The sequence below is a fragment of the Kribbella sp. NPDC048837 genome, assembly GCF_055586945.1.
This window is the reverse complement of record NZ_JBVJHF010000016.1, coordinates 69,850-86,140: the sequence shown is the minus strand read 5'-3', so window position 1 is coordinate 86,140 and position 16,291 is coordinate 69,850. Positions and strand designations below refer to the sequence as shown.

Below are 16,291 nucleotides of genomic sequence, written 5' to 3'. Positions count from 1 at the left end.
CACCCCGCACGAAGCCCTCACCCACCACCAACAACCCACAACAGCCGCCTAACCAACACCCCCGCAACTGTCCACAATCCTTGACACAGCCCAGGACGTTTCCCTGCGGGCTACCGCCCGCGTTGTGCGAGGCTGATCGCCCCGTGCTGCGCGGGCTGCCGCCCGCTCGGCTTACGGGCTTCCGCCCGCGGTCCGCGCGTTCCTTCGTCACGCGCGGTCGACGACCGGAGTCGGCGTGGGGACGCGAGCGATTGTGGTGGCGGCGACTGTGGGGGGCCAGCTCGTCGGACAGCGGGCGCGACGGAGGAGTGGCCGCGTAGCACGCGTGGGTGGATTTACACCACCTCGACGCGGGTTACCTTCATTTCGTTGGTGAGGGTGAAGCCCAGGGCGTTGTACAGGCGGATTGCGTTGGTGTTGGTGCTGCCGGTGTGGAGGATGGGTTGTTTGCCGGCGGCTGTGATGTGGGCGGCGACCGCGCGGATGAGGCGGGTGGCGAGGCCCTGGCCCTGGTAGGACGGGTGGGTGCAGACGGCGCTGATCTCGGTGTAGCCGGGCAGGTCGAAGCGGGTGCCGGCCATCGCGATCAGCTCGTCGTCGCGGCGGATGCCGAGGTACGGGCCGAGTTCGATGGTGCGCGAGCGGAACGGACCGGGGTCGGTCAGCGCGACCAGGGACAGCATCTCGGGTACGTCGTCCGGACCGAGGACGACCGTCTCGGGGTCCTCGGCGGCCAGCGACGCGGGGGCGACGAACTGCACCAGGCCGAACTGGCGGTCCAGTTTGAAGAACTCCGGAAGCGGCAGCTCGGGGCGGATGAGCGCGGCCGTCGTGCCGGGGCCTAGAAGAGCAGCGGCGTCCGACCAGTCCTGTTCGGTCGGGTGGTCGGGCAGGCCGAGGAACGGCGCGACCGCGGTCGGGTAGCGGCGTACGTCGCCACGGGTCTCGGCGAAGGTGGCGTGCGGGCCGGTGAGAGCGGCGTACACGGGGTTGGTCAGCACCGGATGGTCCCCTCAGAACCCGAGTTTGCGGAGATGCTTGGCGTCCGTCTGCCAGTTCTTGGCGATCTTCACGTGCAGGTCGAGGTAGACCGGCGTACCGAGCAGCGCCTCGATCTGGCGGCGGGCGGCCGCGCCGACCTCGCGCAGCCGGGCACCCTTGTGACCGATCACGATGCCCTTCTGGCTGTCCCGCTCGAGGTAGATGTTCGCGTACACGTCGAGCAGCGGCTTGTCCTCGGGGCGGTCCTCGCGCAGGCCCATCTCGTCGATGGTGACCGCGATCGAGTGCGGCAGCTCGTCCCGGACGCCCTCGAGCGCGGCCTCGCGGATCAGTTCCGCGACCAGGGTCTCCTCGGGCTCGTCGGTGATGTCGCCGTCGGGGTAGAGCGGGAAGCCCTCCGGCAGCAGCTTGACCAGCTCGTCGGCGACCACGTCGACCTGGAAGCCGGACGTCGCCGACACCGGCACGATCGAGGCCCACTCGATCCCGGCCGACTCCCCCAGCGCGGCGATCTCGGCCAGGTGCTCGACCATCCGGTCCGGCTCGACCAGGTCCGCCTTGGTGGCCAGCGCGACCTTCGGGGTTCTCGCGACCTTCGCCGCCTCACTCACCAGGAACCGGTCGCCCGGCCCGATCTTGTCGCTGGCCGGCAGGCAGACCGCGATCACGTCGACCTCGGCCCAGGTGGTCTTCACCAGGTCGTTGAGCCGTTCGCCGAGCAGCGTCCGCGGCTTGTGCAGACCGGGCGTGTCGACCAGCACCAGCTGCGCGTCCGGCCGGTGCACGATCCCCCGGACGGCGTGCCGGGTCGTCTGCGGCTTGGACGAGGTGATGACGATCTTCTTCCCCACCAGCGCGTTGGTGAGGGTGGACTTCCCCGCGTTGGGGCGGCCGACGAAGCAGGCGAAACCGGACTTGAACGGCTCAGGTGTGGACGACATCGCGGACCTCTCCGGTGCCTTCGGCAAGTACTACGGGAATCGCGGCGCCGGCGAAGTGGCGGACGACGTTGACGTCGACGGAGTCGGCCTCACTGACCACCGCGGCGGCCTCCAGGCCCTTCACGCCCGAGGCGAGCGCCATCGCGACCGCGAGCTGGAGCGCGGTCAGGTCGACCGTGTCCAGCGAGACCGTGCAGGCGGCGTACGTCCGCCCGTCGGAGTCGCGGACGGCCGCGCCCTCGGCAGCGCGCGTACGAGCGCGGGCCGCACGAGCGAGCGTGACGAGTTTGGCGTCCTCCGCCGAGAGGTCTGACAAGAAGTGCTCCTAGGCGTGCTGGTGGTTCTGGTCCTGTGGCGACGGAGCGGTCTCTTCGCGCCGTACCAGCACAGTACCGACCTGGTTGCGGCGGCCGGACGGCCGCTCCGCCGTCAGCGACAGACCCGCGATCTCCACCTCGGCGCCGGGGATCGGCACCTTGCCGAGCAGCTTCGCCATCAGACCGCCGACCGTGTCGACGTCGTCGTCGTCCAGCGGTACGCCGAACAGCTCGCCCAACTCGTCGATCGGGAGCCGGCTGGACACCCGGTACGCGCCGTCGGACAGCTGCTGCACCGAGTCCGGGTCCTCGTCGTACTCGTCGGTGATCTCGCCGACGATCTCCTCGAGGATGTCCTCGATCGTCACGAGTCCCGCCGTACCGCCGTACTCGTCGACGACGATCGCCAGGTGCATCCGGGCCGCCTGCATCTCGCGCAGCAGCTCGTCGACCGGCTTGGAGTCCGGCACGTACATGCACGGCCGCATCACCGACTCGACCCGCTCGGTCGACTCGGCCGAGGAGTTGTCGTAGACCCGGCGCATCACGTCCTTGAGGTAGGCGACGCCGAGGATGTCGTCGAGCGACTCGCCGATGACCGGGATCCGCGAGTACCCCGAGCGCAGCGCCAGCGAGGTGAGCTGGCGGAGCTTCTTGTGCCGCTCGATGTAGACCATGTCGGTCCGCGGCACCATCACCTCGCGGACGATGGTGTCGCCGAGCTCGAACACCGAGTGGATCATCTGCCGCTCGCCGGACTCGATCACCGCGGACTTCTCGGCGTAGTCGACCAGCGCGCGCAGCTCGGCCTCGGTCGCGAACGGGCCTTCGGCGAAGCCCTTCCCCGGGGTGAGCGCGTTGCCGATCATGATCAGCACCTTCGGCAGCGGCCCGAGCACCCGGGTCAGCGCCATCACCGGACCGGCCGAGATGATCGCGAACCGGTCCGAGTGCTGCCGGCCCAGCGTCCGCGGCGCGACGCCGATGATCACGTACGAGACCAGGATCATCACCACGGCGGTGATCAGGATGTGTTCCCAGGTGACCTCGAAGACGCCGGACAGCGCCTGGGTGACCAGGACGATCGCGGTGATCTCGCAGCTCAGCCGGAGCAGGAGCAGGGAGTTCAGGTACCGCGGGGCGTCGGAGAGCAGGTCGCGCAGCCGGACCGCGCGCAGGTTGCCCTGCTCGACCTGCTCGTTCGCGCGGACCTTGGAGTACGACGACAGTGCGGCCTCGGCGCCGGCGAACAGCCCGGCGAGCAGGACGAGCACCGCGGCCACAACCAGCAGAACGAGGTCGTGGGAGGTCAACGGAACGTCACCCTTCCAGCCGGTTACCAGGAGCCCGCCATGCTTCCAGAAGGCGGCCCTGGACGTCCCACATCTCCGCCTTCTCGGCGGGTTCGGCGTGGTCGTAGCCGAGCAGGTGCAGGATGCCGTGCACGGTCAGCAGCTCCAGCTCGGCCCAGGTGCCGTGCCCGGCCTTCGCGCCCTGCGCGGCCGCGACGGTCGGGCAGAGCGCGATGTCGCCGAGATGCCCGAGCGGCGGCTCGCCGTCGTCCTCGGCGCCGGGCCGCAGCTCGTCCATCGGCCACGACATCACGTCGGTCGGACCGGGCAGGTCCAGGAACTCGACGTGGTACCGGGCCATCGTGTCCTCGTCGACCAGCTTGATCGACAGCTCACACTCCGGGTGCAGCCGCAGCGACGACATCACGAACCGGCTGAGCCGCATCAGTCCGTGTGCGTCGATCTCGACCCCGGACTCGTTGTTGACCTCGACGTTCATCGCTTGTTGTCAGCGCTACCTTCATAGTTTTCGTACGCCGACACGATCCGGCCGACCAGCTTGTGCCGGACGACGTCGTGCGAGGTGAGCCGGCAGAACGTCAGGTCCTGGACACCCTCGAGGATCTCCTGGACGACGCGCAGACCGGAGTTGGTGCCGGTCGGCAGGTCGACCTGGGTGATGTCGCCGGTGACCACCATCTTCGAGCCGAAGCCGAGCCGGGTGAGGAACATCTTCATCTGCTCCGGCGAGGTGTTCTGGGCCTCGTCCAGGATGATGAAGGCGTCGTTCAGCGTCCGGCCGCGCATGTACGCCAGCGGCGCGATCTCGATCGTGCCCGCCGTCATCAGCCGCGGGATCGACTCGGGGTCGAGCATGTCGTGCAGGGCGTCGTACAGCGGGCGCAGGTACGGGTCGATCTTCTCCGACAGCGTGCCGGGCAGGAAGCCGAGCCGCTCACCGGCCTCGACCGCCGGCCGGGTCAGCAGGATCCGGTTGACCTCCTTGGCCTGCAGGGCCTGGACGGCCTTGGCCACGGCCAGGTAGGTCTTGCCGGTACCGGCCGGGCCGATGCCGAACACGATCGTGTTCTTGTCGATCGCGTCGACGTACCGCTTCTGGTTCAGCGTCTTCGGCCGGATGGTGCGGCCGCGGCTGGACAGGATGTTCTGGGTCAGCACGTCGGCCGGGCTCTCGGCCGTCGCGGACTTGATCATCGCGATGCTGCGCTCGACCGAGTCCGCGGTCAGCCCGTGCCCGGTCCGCACGACCGCGATCAGCTCGTCGATCAGCCGCTCGGCCAGGGCCAGCTCGGCCGGCTCGCCGTTGAGCGTGATCTCGTTGCCGCGGACCATGATGTCGGCAGCGAACTCCTTCTCGACGATGCGGAGGAACTCGTCCCGGGCTCCGAGCAGGGCCACCATGTCGATGCTGTTCGGCACGATGATCTTGTGGCTTGCCTGCGCGCCGGCGGCGGTGTTCGATCGGGACAGCTCATCGCGTCCGGCGCCGTTGGCGCGCGCCTCCGGTTCGATACTGCGTGGCCTGGACAGGCTCTTCCTCCTGATGCCGAGAATGTTGACCCCACCCATGCTAGCCGCCCCGCCCGACACCCTCACTCGTAATTCCTCCCAACACGCCCTCCGGGCAACGACACGCCGCTCCGCGGCGGCTCGGAGGACTAGCCGCCCCGCCCGAGCGTCTACCCCCGGCCGGGGATCCCCACCGCGTGTGCGGGCGTGAACACATGCAGCGATGAGCGCAGTTCGTCTCGCCCCCGCCGTCGACGAACCATCGCCGTTGTCAACCTGGAAGGAGGTCTTGGCGTCTTCGTGTCGTGGCACAACCGGCCGTGGTGTACGAAGAGTGCGTGACACATGAGTCCTCGTGGGATGCCGACGAGGCGCTGACGGCTGTCTACACGGCGCACTACACGTCGCTGGTCCGGCTCGGCGCCTTGCTGCTGCGCGACACCGGTACGGCCGAGGAGATCGTGCAGGACGCGTTCGTCGCGATGCACGGCCGCTGGCACCGGCTGCGCGACCCCCACAAGGCGCTCGCGTACCTGCGCACCGCGGTGGTGAACCGCTGCCGCTCCCGCCAGCGGCACCTGGTGGTGGTGGACAAGCACACTCCACGCACCCTGCCGGACGAACCGAGCGCCGAGCAGGCGGTACTGCGGACGGCCGAGACCGACCGGGTGATCGAGGCGATGCGCACCCTGCCGGAGAAGCAGCGCACCGTGATGGTGCTGCGGTACTACGGTGACCTGTCGGAGGCCGAGATCGCCGACACGATGGGCATCAGCCGGGGATCCGTGAAGAGCCACGCCGCGCGCGCGAGCAAGTCGCTGCGCCAGCTCCTGGAGCAGACCATATGAACGACCACTCGAACGAGCCGTTCGACGAGATGATGCGGCGGGCCCTGGCCGAGGAAGCCGACCGGATCGAGCCGGCCGACGCCCTTCCGGAGATCCGCGCCCGCGCGCACGCCCAGCGCCGGCCCGCAGCCCGACGCCCGTGGCTGATGACCGTCGGCGCGGCCGCGGTCGGCACCGCCGCGGCGATCGGCGCGTTCACCGTCTTCAACGGCGACCAGAACACCGCGAACGACGGCGACGCCGTAGCCGGCCCCGGTACGACGACCACCGCCAGCGGCGCGCCCTCCTCGACCATCCCGAGCCCCACCCCATCCCCGGTGGCGACTCTCCCCCCGACCACCGCGCCCGAGGCCACCACGGCCCCCACCGAACGCGGCAAACCGGAGCAGGTCGTCAAGAGCGCCGTCGTACCCGTCTATTGGCTGGGCGACCGGGCCGGGGGCAAGTCCGTCGTCGTCGGACCGAAGCCGAGCACGCAGACCCGCTCCACCGTGCGGCTGTACCGCACGTGGGCCAAGGTCAGCGGCCGCCCGGCCGTCGAGGCAGTCCGGATCATGACGAGCAAGCAGCCCGGCGACCCCGACTACTACTCCGTCTGGCGCGGCGCCGAGGTGACCAGCGTGACCCGGTCCGAGGGGGTGGTGACCGTCGACTTCAAGCAACTCCCCGCGACGGACCTCGACGCCGACACCGCCGACATCGCCACCCAGCAGCTCATCTACACAGTCCAGGGCGCCCTGCACAACAGCAAGGAGCCGGTCCAGGTCACCCAGCAAGGCCGCTCCGGCGCCAGACTCTTCGGCCAGATCGACACCAGCGAACCCCTGGGCCGGGCCCAGGCCGCCGACGTCCAGGCCCTCGTCTGGATCGACTCCCCCACCGAAGGCCAGACCACCACCAGCCCGCTCACCATCCAAGGCACCGCCAACGCCTTCGAAGCCACGGTGAACTACCAGGTCACCAACCTGAAGACCCGCAAGACAGCCGCGAAGAGCTACGTCAACACCAAGGAAGGCCTGAAGTTCTCGCCGTTCCTCATCGAACTCAAACTCACTCCCGGCCCTTACCAGATCGACGCCTACCTGATCTCCGACGCCGACGGCTCCATCTCCGACGCCGACTCGAAGACGATCTTCGTCAAGTGAGCCGTGTCAGCCGCAGTGGACGGCTTTAGGCGAGGACCCCGCGCCGAGGTTCTGCCCGCCCCAGGTCACCAGGCCGACAAAGGACACGCACCTGCCTGAGGTCCCGGTCACGCTGACCGGCCCGGCGAACGACTGGAAGTTGCCCTTGTCCTCGTCCCGCTGGTCGAAACCTCCCAGGCCGTCGGAGCAGTTACTGCCCGATGGACCCGTGCAGCGGTAGATCTTCGCGAGCATGAACTTGGAGACGCCGGCCGACGGTCCGGCAGACGTCGTCTTCACACAGTTCGTGCCGTTGTTCGCCGAGCTGTAGTAGAGGTCGACGTACCCGACCACTGTGGAGTGGTAGGTCAGTGGCAGATGTTCCTGCCGGGTGCCGTAACAGCCCGGCAGATGGGTCGCACTCGCCGGCACAGCCTGCACAAACAGCCCTCCGGCAACAACCGCCAACGCCACAACAACCCGAGACAACCGAACCATCAGCTCCTCCAAAGGTGAGCGAACCTCGCCCGAGCAGCCTATGCACCCACCGCCGACCGCGACCACCTTTCTGCAGCAAGTGACATACATGCCAGGAGCAACTATCAGTCCCGCCGCAGCAGGCGGCTCGTCGGTGACCGAGCCGGGGATCCGACCAAGGTGACGGATCCGGCGGACCCACCACGACCAGCAGCTCACGCAGCCCGACGGACCCACACGACTCCAGTTCGCGGGATCACACTCCATCTGCCAACCACGCCGACACGCGACCACGATCCGCGGACACCCCCGAAGGCGGCTAAATGCACAGCGGCCGCGAAGCGGTGTCCTCTCGGGGCACCGGAGGTGGGGTCCGTTTGCGACATCCCAGGCGCAGCCGGCGTCGGGCAGGTGATGGAGCCGGCGGATCACCACCGACGCCAGTTCACGGGACCACACTCCGTCCGCCGACCATCGCCGACACCGCAACCCGGTCCGCGGCTGCCGCCGGAGGCGGCCAAAGGACTGCCGCCGCGAAGCGGTGACCTTTGCGGGCGGTGTTCTTGTGGTGTGGTTGGCGCTTCAGGTGGTGGGGAGGTGGATGGTGAAGGCGGCGCCGCCTTCGGGGGCGGGGGCGGCGGTGAGGGTGCCGCCCAGGCGGGTGATGAGGCCGTGGGCCAGGGCTAGGCCGATGCCGGAGCCGACTGGGCGGCGGCCGCGGTATTTCTGGTTGAGTACGCCGCGTTCGAAGGCGACGGCGTAGTCCTCGGGGGCCAGGCCGGGGCCGCCGTCGCGGACCTGGATCACGACCGCGCCAGGACCCGCGTGGCCGAGGGACATGGTGAGGTTTGCGCCGGCGGGGGTTACTCGGAGGGCGTTTTCGGCGAGGCCGTCCAGGACTTGGCGGATTCGGCGGGGGTCGGTGGTGACGACGGCCGGAACGGGTGGCAGGTCCAGGTGGAAGCGGACACCTTGGCGTTCGCAGCGGGTTCGCCAGACTTCGGCGCAGGCGGTGAGGGTTTCGCGGAGGTCCACCTGGGCCAGGTCGAGCTGGAACTGGTCAGCGCCAATTCGGGCCAGGTCGAGGAGGTCGCTGACGAGGCGTTCGAGCCGTTGTGATTCCTGTTGGATGACTTGGCCGGCACGCCGCGGGTCGGTAGCCACACCGTCAGCAAGAGACTCGGCGAAGCCGTGTACGGCGGTCAGTGGCGTGCGGAGTTCATGCGAGACGGACAACAAGAACTCACGCTGGCGCTCCTCGCTGTGCTGCAACGCGACAGACAGCTCATTGACGGCCTGCGCGACTTCGGCGACCTCGGCCGGGCCTTCGACCGGTGCGCGCAGATCCCGTCGGCCTTGGCGCATCGCGGCCGCGACATCCGCCGTACGGCGTAACGGGCGTCCGAGCAATCGGCCTAAGAGCGCACCGGCGAGCGCTGCCACCAACAGGCCGGCGCCTAACGCGAAGAGGATGTTGCGGATCAGGATGCGCTGGGTGTCCGACGCCATCCGGACCGGCTCGACCAGGGCAAAGCCTGAACTCGCGCCGATCCCGCGCGCCTCCACCAGGTAGTCCGTGCCGTCGACGCTGACCGTGGACGAGATCCGTTGCGTACTCCCGATGTCGTTCAGACCAGCTGTGGTCGCGGCCTGGATGGATCGCTGGTCCGTCGGCTGGATACCGCGCCGAGGCAACAGAATCACCACCACGATCCCCTGCCCGCGCACGACCTCGGCCACCCGCCCGAGCCCCACGGCCCGGGAACCCAGCCCGCGCTCGTCCACCTGACTGGCGATGACATCGGCCTGTGCCGACAGCGAATCCTGCAACACGTTCTGAGCCGACCGCCGAGCCAACCCAGCCATCACCACACCCGCCACCAACACGGCAATCCCCGCCACCGCCACACAGGCCAGCACAATCCGCGTCGCCAACGACCCCCGCCCCGGCTCACCCGCCCGCCGCCCAAGAACCCCGGTCCGCTCAAACCCCGTCATCGCCCGAGCCCTACCAGCCGGCCGAGCCCTGCCAGCCGGCCGAGCGCCGTCATCCGTCCGAGGCCGGTCATCCGTTCGACCTCGGCATCAGTCGTGGTCTGCGGCGTAGCCGACGCCGCGGACTGTGCGGATGGGGCTGGACGGGCCGAGCTTGGAGCGGAGTTGGGCGATGTGTACGTCGACGGTGCGGGTGCCCGCGGACGCTTGGTAGCCCCAGACCGAGCTCAGGAGTTCGTCGCGCTCGAAGACGCGGCCGGGTCGACGGAACAGCTGGGCCAGCAGGTCGAACTCGGTGGATGTCAGAGCCACCTCGGCATCGCCCGCCCACGCGCGTCGTCGGCTGACGTCGACGCGCACGGCACCCACCGACAGCACGTCACCGGACGGGAGCGTGCCGGCGGACCGTCGCAGTACCGTCCGAACCCGCGCGGCCAGCTCGCGTGGGCTGAACGGCTTGGTGATGTAGTCGTCGGCGCCGAGTTCGAGGCCGAGGAGCCGGTCGACCTCGTCGTCGCGTGCGGTGACGAACAGGACCGGAGTCCAGTCCCCCGCCGCGCGCATCGTCCGGCAGATGTCCGCGCCGTCGCGCCCCGGCAGCCCGATGTCGAGGATGACCGCCACCGGATGCACCCGTCGCCAGGCGGCCAGCGCGGCCTCGCCGTCGGACTCGATCTGTACGCCGAACCCGTCCCGGCGCAGGTACAGCGCGATCACCTCGGCGATCGCCGCCTCGTCCTCCACCACCAGGACCAGCCCGCGACCGGCTGCGGTCATCATCTGCTCCCGGGGTGCCGGCTCAGGGCGAACCGTCCGTCGCCAGTTCGCCATCGATCGCGTCCAGGGTAGACCCGATCTGCGCCAGTTCCTGATCCGGCGACTCCACCTGAGTCGTCGCCGGCCGGCCGGTCGGCTGTCCACCGGGTTGCTCGTCGGATTGTCCACACGCGGACAATCCGACGACGATCGCCGCCGTACCGACGAGAGCGACCAGCACCCTGCGCATCACTTGACCACCTGGCAGTGCTGGGTCTTGAAGGTCTCGAGCTTGGTCTTCATCGTGGCGAGCTGCTCGAGCCGGCCGGCGCGACGCTCGGCACGCTTCTCCAACTGGGCCGCGATCTTGTCGTGCCCCTTGGCCTTCTGCTTCTCGGCCCGCGCCTTCAGCCATGCCACCGATCCCTTCACGTCGGCGCCACCGCTGATCCGCTTGGCCAGCTTGTCGCGGCGCTCGATCAGCTTCGGCAGCTTCTCGGCGCACAGCTTCTGCGACTCCTCCGGGCTCAGCGTGACCTGCTTGTACGACGGAGTCGGCGTCGGACTCGGATCAGCCGCGGCCACCGTCGTACTCGCGACCAGACCGCCCATCAGGACGACGGCCGACGTACCCGCCGCCACCATGCCGCGCACAGACCTGCGCATCTTCACTCCTCGTTCTCGGTCAACCTGACAGGAACGACTCTCCCCGAGTGGCATTCGAGGACGATCGGAGCAATGTTCGGGCTCTGTAAGGATCAGTCCGGGCGGTCGATGGTCGCGGCCAGCAGCCCCGGGAACGCCTGGTCGAACTCGGGCCGGCGGAGGCGGTTCAGCCGGCGGGCGCCCTCGTCGCGCTGCTCGATCAGCCCGGCGGCGCGCAGTACGGCGAAATGGTGGCTGCGGGTCGCCTTCGTCACGGGCAGGTCGAAGGTGCCGCAGGCGCGGGTCCAGTCGTCGTGCCCGGCCAGGTCGCGCAGGATCGACCGCCGGACCGGGTCCGCGAGCGCGTCCAGCGCCACCTGCAGCGGAACCTCGACCGGCTCGGTGTGCACGAGCGCCCGCGCCCGGGCGGAGTCGGCTGCCATCAGCGTTCGATCCTCGTCGCACGGAAGTGTTCGGTTGCCGTCTAACAGCTTAGACGGAGAAGTCCAGGCCGCGTGGTCAGGTCCAGCGGGAGCGGGCGAGGAGTGCGGCGGCCGCCGCGACCCCGGCGGTTGACGTGCGCAGGACGGTGTCGCCGAGTCGGACCGGCTCGACTCCGAAGGCGGTCAGTTCCGCCGGCGCGATTCCACCTTCGGGTCCGATCACGATGACGACATCGCCCTCAGCCGGTACGTCGAGCTCGGCGAGCGGGACCTTGGCTTCCTCGTGCAGTACGACGGGCAGCGCAGCGTCGGCGACCAGTCGCGCGACCTCGGCGGTCGTCGCAATCGGCGCGACCTCGGCGAACCACGCCCGTCGCGACTGCTTGCTTGCCTCGAACGCCCACGCCTGCCACTTGGCGTGCGTCTTCGCGGACCGCTCCGGATTGCTCCGGAACTGACTCCGCTCGGCGTTCCACGGGACGATCACGTCGGCGCCGACCTCGGTCAGCATCTCGACGGCGAGCTCAGCCCGCTCACCCTTCGGCAACGCCTGCACCACAACGAGCCGCGGACAGGACGCCGCCACCGAGCCACGCTCGTCGACGGCAACCGTCAGGCCTGTCTTGCCGGCAGAAACCACCGCGCCCTCAGCCCAGGACCCCTGTCCATCGGTGAGCCGGATCCGCTCGCCCGGCCCGATCCGGCGGACGACCGACGCGTGCCGTCCTTCGGCGCCGTCCAGGGACAACTCGTCACCGGACAGATCTTCCAGATGGAAGACCGCGACGCCCATCTAGTGGGCGCCGAAGGCGTCGCGGAGGCGGCCGAAGACGCCCTTGTGGGTGGCCTGGACATGGCCCTGCGGGCGCTCCTCGCCGCGCACCTCGGCGAGTTGCCGGAGCAGGTCGGCCTGGGAGTCGTCGAGCTTGGTCGGGGTCTCGACGATCACCTGGACGATCAGGTCGCCGCGGCCCGCGTGCCGCAGACGCGGGACACCCCGGGCCGTGAGCGTCTGCGCCGTACCGGACTGCGTGCCGGGCCGGATCTCCAGCGGGGTGGTCTCGCCCTCGAGCGTCGGCAGGTCGATCGTGGTGCCGAGCGCGGCCGCCGTCATCGGCAGGGTGACCGTGCAGTGCAGGTCGTCGCCGTTGCGGGTGAAGATCTCGTGCGGTTCGACCTCGATCTCGACGTACAGGTCGCCGGACGGGCCGCCGCCGGGGCCGACCTCGCCCTGACCGGACAGCTGCACCCGGGTGCCGGTGTCGACGCCGCCGGGGATCTTCACGGTGACGGTACGGCGGGACCGGACGCGGCCGTCGCCGGCGCACTCGACGCACGGGTTCGGGATGGTGGTGCCGTAGCCGCGGCAGTTCGGACACGGGCGCATGGTCCGGACCTCACCGAGGAACGACCGCTGCGTGTGGGTGACCTCGCCCCGCCCGTGACAGATCTCGCAGGTGACCGGCTCGGACCCGGCCGCAGCGCCGGAACCGGAACAGGTCGGGCACAGTACGGCGGTGTCGACCTTGAGCTCCCGGGTCGTCCCGAAGGCGGCCTCGGCCAGGTCGATCCGCAGCGGGATCAGCGCGTCCTGGCCACGCCGGGTCCGCGGCCGCGGCCCGCGGGTGGCCCCGCCGGTCTGGCCGAAGAAGGCGTCCATGATGTCGGTGAACGTGAAGGCCTGGCCGAAGCCGGCACCGCCGGCGCCCGCTCCGGCACCGGTCGCGAACGGGTCGCCGCCGAGATCGTGCATCTGCCGCTTCTGCGGGTCGCTCAGTACCTGGAAGGCGCGCCCGATCTCCTGGAACTTGTGGTGCGCGTCCTCGGAGTCGTTCACGTCCGGGTGGTACTGGCGCGCCAGCTTGCGGTACGCCTTCTTGATCTCGTCCGGTGTCGCGTCACGGCTGACGCCCAGGACGGCGTAGTAATCGGTGCTCATACTCCAGACCAGGGGTTGGGGGAAGTGGGCGTGCCGCGCAGTAGGCGGGGGACCATCAGACACGCCCTCATTAGGTGTCTGCCAGGATCTGGCTGACGTAGCGCGCGACGGCGCGGACCGCGCCCATCGTGCTGGGGTAGTCCATGTGGGTCGGGCCGACGATGCCGAGCGTGGCCAGCGCCTCCGACTTGGACCCGTAGCCGGTCGCGACCACCGACGTGGTGGCCAGCTCCTCGAACGGGTTCTCGTGGCCGATGCGGACGGTCAGAGTCTGTGGGTTGGTCGCCTCGCCGAGCAGCTTGAGCAGGATGACGTGCTCCTCGAGCGCCTCCAGCACCGGCTTCACGTTGCGCTCGAAGTCGTCGCCGTACCGGGTCAGGTTGGCCGCGCCGCCGACCGCGATCCGCTGCTCGCCGACCTCGTCGGTGAACGCCTCCAGCAGCGTCGTCACGATCGCCGCCACCAGGTTGCGGTCGCTCGGGGCGAACGTCTCGGTGACCTGGGCGAGCGACGTGGTCGCGTCGGTCAGCCGCTGACCGGCGAGCACCGTGTTCAGCCGGGACCGCAGGTCGGCGATCAGCTGCTCGTCGACGTCGTGCGGCGGCTCGACGATCCGCTGCTCGACCCGGCCGGTGCTGGTGATCAGCACCAGCAGCAGCCGGCGCGGGGTCATCGTGACGACCTCGATGTGCCGGACGCTGGACCGGTTGAGCGACGGATACTGCACGATCGCGACCTGACGGGTGATCTGCGCGAGCAGCCGGACGGTACGGCGGACGACGTCGTCCAGATCGACCGCGCCGGCCAGGAAGGACGTGATCGCCTTCTTCTCCGCCGGGGACAGCGTCTTGACCGTGCTCAGCTTGTCCACGAACAGCCGGTAGCCGGCGTCGGTCGGGATCCGGCCGGCGCTGGTGTGCGGCTGGGTGATGTACCCCTCCTCCTCCAGCGCGGCCATGTCGTTGCGCACGGTCGCCGGCGACACCCCGAGGTTGTGGCGATCCACGAGTGTCTTGGAGCCGACCGGCTCGTGGGTCGCCACGTAGTCCTCGACGATGGCGCGGAGAACATCCAGCTTGCGTTCGTCCAGCACGCGCACCACCCTCTCTCAGCGTCGACCCTTGGCACTCCGGCGTTCAGAGTGCCAGTCTACCGAGCCGTAGTAGCTCGCACCGACGCGTGACGGCGTGGGGCGGGTCTCAGGCTGATTCGGGCGACGCCCCCAACGGTACGGCGGACGGGCGCTCGACCGTGCTCGCCACGTCCACAGGCTGGTCCTGAGCGGCCGCTTCCAGCAGCGACTCGAGGACGTCGAGCACGTGGTAGGCGAGTGCGCCGTCGGCCCGGTGCGGCTCGCCGTTGCGCAGTGCCCGAGCCATGTCCGCGACCCCGACACCCCGGCCGGCTCCGGCGTACCCACCGGCGACCGGAACCTCGGTCCAGTCACGGTTCGTAGCCGTGGCGATCTCGACCGTGCCGTCGAACCCGTTCGGGTCCGGAACCGACACACTGCCCTCGGTCCCGTGCACCTCGATCCTCGGCAGCCGTGCGGCCCAGGTGTCGAAGGACATGAACACAGTGGTCAACGCACCCGACTCGTGCTCGAGTACGCCGGTCACGTGCGTCGGCACCTGCACCGGGAACGTCGTACCCGCCCGCGGACCGGTGTGGATCTTGCGCTCCTGCTTGGACTGCCCAGCACGCGCAGTGACTCGTCGCACCGGACCCAGCAGGGTCACCAGGCTGGTGACGTAGTACGGACCCATGTCGAGGACCGGACCGCCACCGGGCTGGTAGTAGAACTCCGGAGCCGGGTGCCACAGCTCGTGCCCTGGCGTGAAGAAGGACGCCGTCGCAGCATGCGGTACGCCGATGTCGCCGCGGTCGATCACCGCCCGAGCGGTCTGGGTGCCCGTGCCGAGCACAGTGTCCGGAGCACATCCGACCCGGAGGTTGTTGGCGGCGGCGTACTTGAGCAGCGGCTCCGCCTCGGCGCGGTCGACGGCCAGCGGCTTCTCGCCGTACACGTGCTTGCCGGCTGCCATCGCGGCCTGGTGCACCGGCGCGTGCGCGGCGGGGATGGTCAGGTTGAGCACGATGTCCACGTCATCCGCGGCGTACAGCTCGTCCGGGGAGAGTGCACGGATGCCCGGGTTCTTCTCGGCGATCGCCTGGGCGCGGCTGACGTCGAGGTCAGCGACCGCGACCACGTCGACGCCGGGGAGCTTCGCCAGGTGGTCGAGGTACGTGCCGGAGATGACTCCGGTGCCGACGATGCCGATACCGGTCACTTGCTCGCCCACAGCAGCCCCCGCTCGATGATCGTGCGTACGTCGGCGTTCTCGAGGTCGTCCAGTTTGTGGCCGACGGTGCAGACGAAGACCCTGCCCTCGCCCCAGGTCCGGGTCCAGATGGCCGGCATCACGGCGCCCTCGATCCACGGGTAGTCCGGGTGCGACTGGAAGGTCGTCGTCGCGAGCACGGTGTTCGTCGGGTCGTAGTGGATGTAGTACTGCTCGGTGTGGACGTCGAAGTGCGAGATGCCCTCGACGATCGGGTGCTCGGCGACCACCTCGACGCGGTAGTCGGTGAAGCCGTGCGGGTGCGAGATGAACTGCCCGCCGACGATGAAGTTGTAGTCCACGCTGTTCCGGAACGAGTCCGCGATACCGCCGTGCCAGCCGGCCAGGCCGGTGCCGTTGCGGACCGCGGCGTCCAGGCCCTTGACGTGCTCGGCGGGGATGTCGCTCATGGTGACGCACTGCAGCACCAGGTCGACACCGTCGAGGTCGAGGTAGCTCTCGGTCGTGCCGGAGACGGTGACCTCGTAGCCGTTCTCCTTCAGGTACGGAATGAACAGGTCCGTCGCCTCGACCGGGGAATGACCTTCCCAGCCGCCCCGGACCACCAGTGCACGTCGTGTCGTCAAGACATCCACCCTTTCGAAAGTTTTCGGAACCGAGACGGAAAGATTGCGAACCG

General features: G+C 69.4%; 19 protein-coding genes. 2 read left to right on the top strand and 17 right to left on the bottom strand.

All coding sequences use genetic code 11. The features are described from left to right. Window positions 1-335 precede the first annotated feature (335 nt). Genes ACZ6O0_RS42780 through ACZ6O0_RS42755 form a run of 6 tightly spaced genes read right to left on the bottom strand, consistent with a single transcriptional unit; the run spans window position 336 to window position 4,974 of the window. On the bottom strand, window positions 336-1,001 hold the full coding sequence (locus ACZ6O0_RS42780) for a GNAT family N-acetyltransferase (RefSeq protein WP_465770848.1): 666 nt from the start codon (window positions 999-1,001) through the stop codon (window positions 336-338). Window positions 1,002-1,013: 12 nt separating this feature from the next. Beyond that, on the bottom strand, window positions 1,014-1,943 hold the full coding sequence (era, locus tag ACZ6O0_RS42775; protein WP_465770847.1) for a GTPase Era: 930 nt from the start codon (window positions 1,941-1,943) through the stop codon (window positions 1,014-1,016). Further along, window positions 1,927-2,259: a cytidine deaminase gene (locus ACZ6O0_RS42770; RefSeq protein WP_465770846.1), complete on the bottom strand. Its 333-nt coding sequence runs from the start codon at window positions 2,257-2,259 to the stop codon at window positions 1,927-1,929. Before ACZ6O0_RS42770 ends, era begins: the two co-directional genes overlap by 17 nt. A gap of 9 nt (window positions 2,260-2,268) precedes the next feature. Next, the gene (locus ACZ6O0_RS42765) at window positions 2,269-3,573 is read right to left on the bottom strand and encodes a hemolysin family protein (protein ID WP_465770845.1); all 1,305 of its coding nucleotides are present in this window, start codon (window positions 3,571-3,573) and stop codon (window positions 2,269-2,271) included. 7 nt (window positions 3,574-3,580) lie between these two features. Beyond that, window positions 3,581-4,051, bottom strand: a complete 471-nt coding sequence (ybeY, locus tag ACZ6O0_RS42760; RefSeq protein WP_465770844.1) for an rRNA maturation RNase YbeY — start codon at window positions 4,049-4,051, stop codon at window positions 3,581-3,583. Next, on the bottom strand, window positions 4,048-4,974 hold the full coding sequence (locus tag ACZ6O0_RS42755) for a PhoH family protein (RefSeq protein WP_465770850.1): 927 nt from the start codon (window positions 4,972-4,974) through the stop codon (window positions 4,048-4,050). Before ACZ6O0_RS42755 ends, ybeY begins: the two co-directional genes overlap by 4 nt. 446 nt (window positions 4,975-5,420) lie before the next feature. On the opposite strand from ACZ6O0_RS42755, the gene ACZ6O0_RS42750 reads away from it, so the two are divergent. Next, window positions 5,421-5,930, top strand: a complete 510-nt coding sequence (locus ACZ6O0_RS42750; RefSeq protein ID WP_465688291.1) for a SigE family RNA polymerase sigma factor — start codon at window positions 5,421-5,423, stop codon at window positions 5,928-5,930. Further along, the gene (locus ACZ6O0_RS42745) at window positions 5,927-7,075 is read left to right on the top strand and encodes a Gmad2 immunoglobulin-like domain-containing protein (RefSeq protein WP_465770843.1); all 1,149 of its coding nucleotides are present in this window, start codon (window positions 5,927-5,929) and stop codon (window positions 7,073-7,075) included. The genes ACZ6O0_RS42750 and ACZ6O0_RS42745 overlap by 4 nt, the downstream gene beginning before the upstream one ends. Before the next feature lie 6 nt (window positions 7,076-7,081). On the opposite strand, the gene ACZ6O0_RS42740 is transcribed toward ACZ6O0_RS42745, so the two are convergent. The 11 genes from ACZ6O0_RS42740 to ACZ6O0_RS42690 form a co-directional block, all read right to left on the bottom strand. Beyond that, window positions 7,082-7,552 (bottom strand): hypothetical protein, encoded by a 471-nt coding sequence (locus ACZ6O0_RS42740; RefSeq protein ID WP_465770842.1) that lies wholly within the window; start codon window positions 7,550-7,552, stop codon window positions 7,082-7,084. A 561-nt stretch (window positions 7,553-8,113) separates the two neighbouring features. Continuing rightward, window positions 8,114-9,397: a sensor histidine kinase gene (locus ACZ6O0_RS42735; RefSeq protein ID WP_465770841.1), complete on the bottom strand. Its 1,284-nt coding sequence runs from the start codon at window positions 9,395-9,397 to the stop codon at window positions 8,114-8,116. 219 nt (window positions 9,398-9,616) lie between these two features. Further along, on the bottom strand, window positions 9,617-10,303 hold the full coding sequence (locus ACZ6O0_RS42730; protein ID WP_465770840.1) for a response regulator: 687 nt from the start codon (window positions 10,301-10,303) through the stop codon (window positions 9,617-9,619). A gap of 22 nt (window positions 10,304-10,325) precedes the next feature. Next, on the bottom strand, window positions 10,326-10,532 hold the full coding sequence (locus ACZ6O0_RS42725) for a hypothetical protein (protein ID WP_465770839.1): 207 nt from the start codon (window positions 10,530-10,532) through the stop codon (window positions 10,326-10,328). Then, window positions 10,532-10,948 carry a hypothetical protein gene (locus tag ACZ6O0_RS42720; protein ID WP_465770838.1) on the bottom strand — a complete coding sequence of 139 codons (417 nt, stop codon included), beginning with the start codon at window positions 10,946-10,948 and terminating at the stop codon, window positions 10,532-10,534. The genes ACZ6O0_RS42725 and ACZ6O0_RS42720 overlap by 1 nt, the downstream gene beginning before the upstream one ends. 92 nt (window positions 10,949-11,040) lie before the next feature. Then, entirely contained in the window at window positions 11,041-11,370 is a 330-nt protein-coding gene (locus ACZ6O0_RS42715; protein WP_465770837.1) for an ArsR/SmtB family transcription factor, read from the bottom strand. Window positions 11,371-11,446: 76 nt separating this feature from the next. Beyond that, window positions 11,447-12,163 carry a 16S rRNA (uracil(1498)-N(3))-methyltransferase gene (locus tag ACZ6O0_RS42710; RefSeq protein WP_465770836.1) on the bottom strand — a complete coding sequence of 239 codons (717 nt, stop codon included), beginning with the start codon at window positions 12,161-12,163 and terminating at the stop codon, window positions 11,447-11,449. Then, window positions 12,164-13,309: a molecular chaperone DnaJ gene (gene dnaJ, locus ACZ6O0_RS42705; protein ID WP_465770835.1), complete on the bottom strand. Its 1,146-nt coding sequence runs from the start codon at window positions 13,307-13,309 to the stop codon at window positions 12,164-12,166. A 70-nt stretch (window positions 13,310-13,379) separates the two neighbouring features. Continuing rightward, window positions 13,380-14,402: a heat-inducible transcriptional repressor HrcA gene (gene hrcA, locus ACZ6O0_RS42700; RefSeq protein ID WP_465770834.1), complete on the bottom strand. Its 1,023-nt coding sequence runs from the start codon at window positions 14,400-14,402 to the stop codon at window positions 13,380-13,382. Window positions 14,403-14,508: 106 nt separating this feature from the next. Beyond that, window positions 14,509-15,612 carry a Gfo/Idh/MocA family protein gene (locus ACZ6O0_RS42695; protein WP_465770832.1) on the bottom strand — a complete coding sequence of 368 codons (1,104 nt, stop codon included), beginning with the start codon at window positions 15,610-15,612 and terminating at the stop codon, window positions 14,509-14,511. Beyond that, window positions 15,597-16,238, bottom strand: a complete 642-nt coding sequence (locus ACZ6O0_RS42690) for a ThuA domain-containing protein (RefSeq protein ID WP_465770831.1) — start codon at window positions 16,236-16,238, stop codon at window positions 15,597-15,599. The genes ACZ6O0_RS42695 and ACZ6O0_RS42690 overlap by 16 nt, the downstream gene beginning before the upstream one ends. Window positions 16,239-16,291 lie beyond the last annotated feature (53 nt).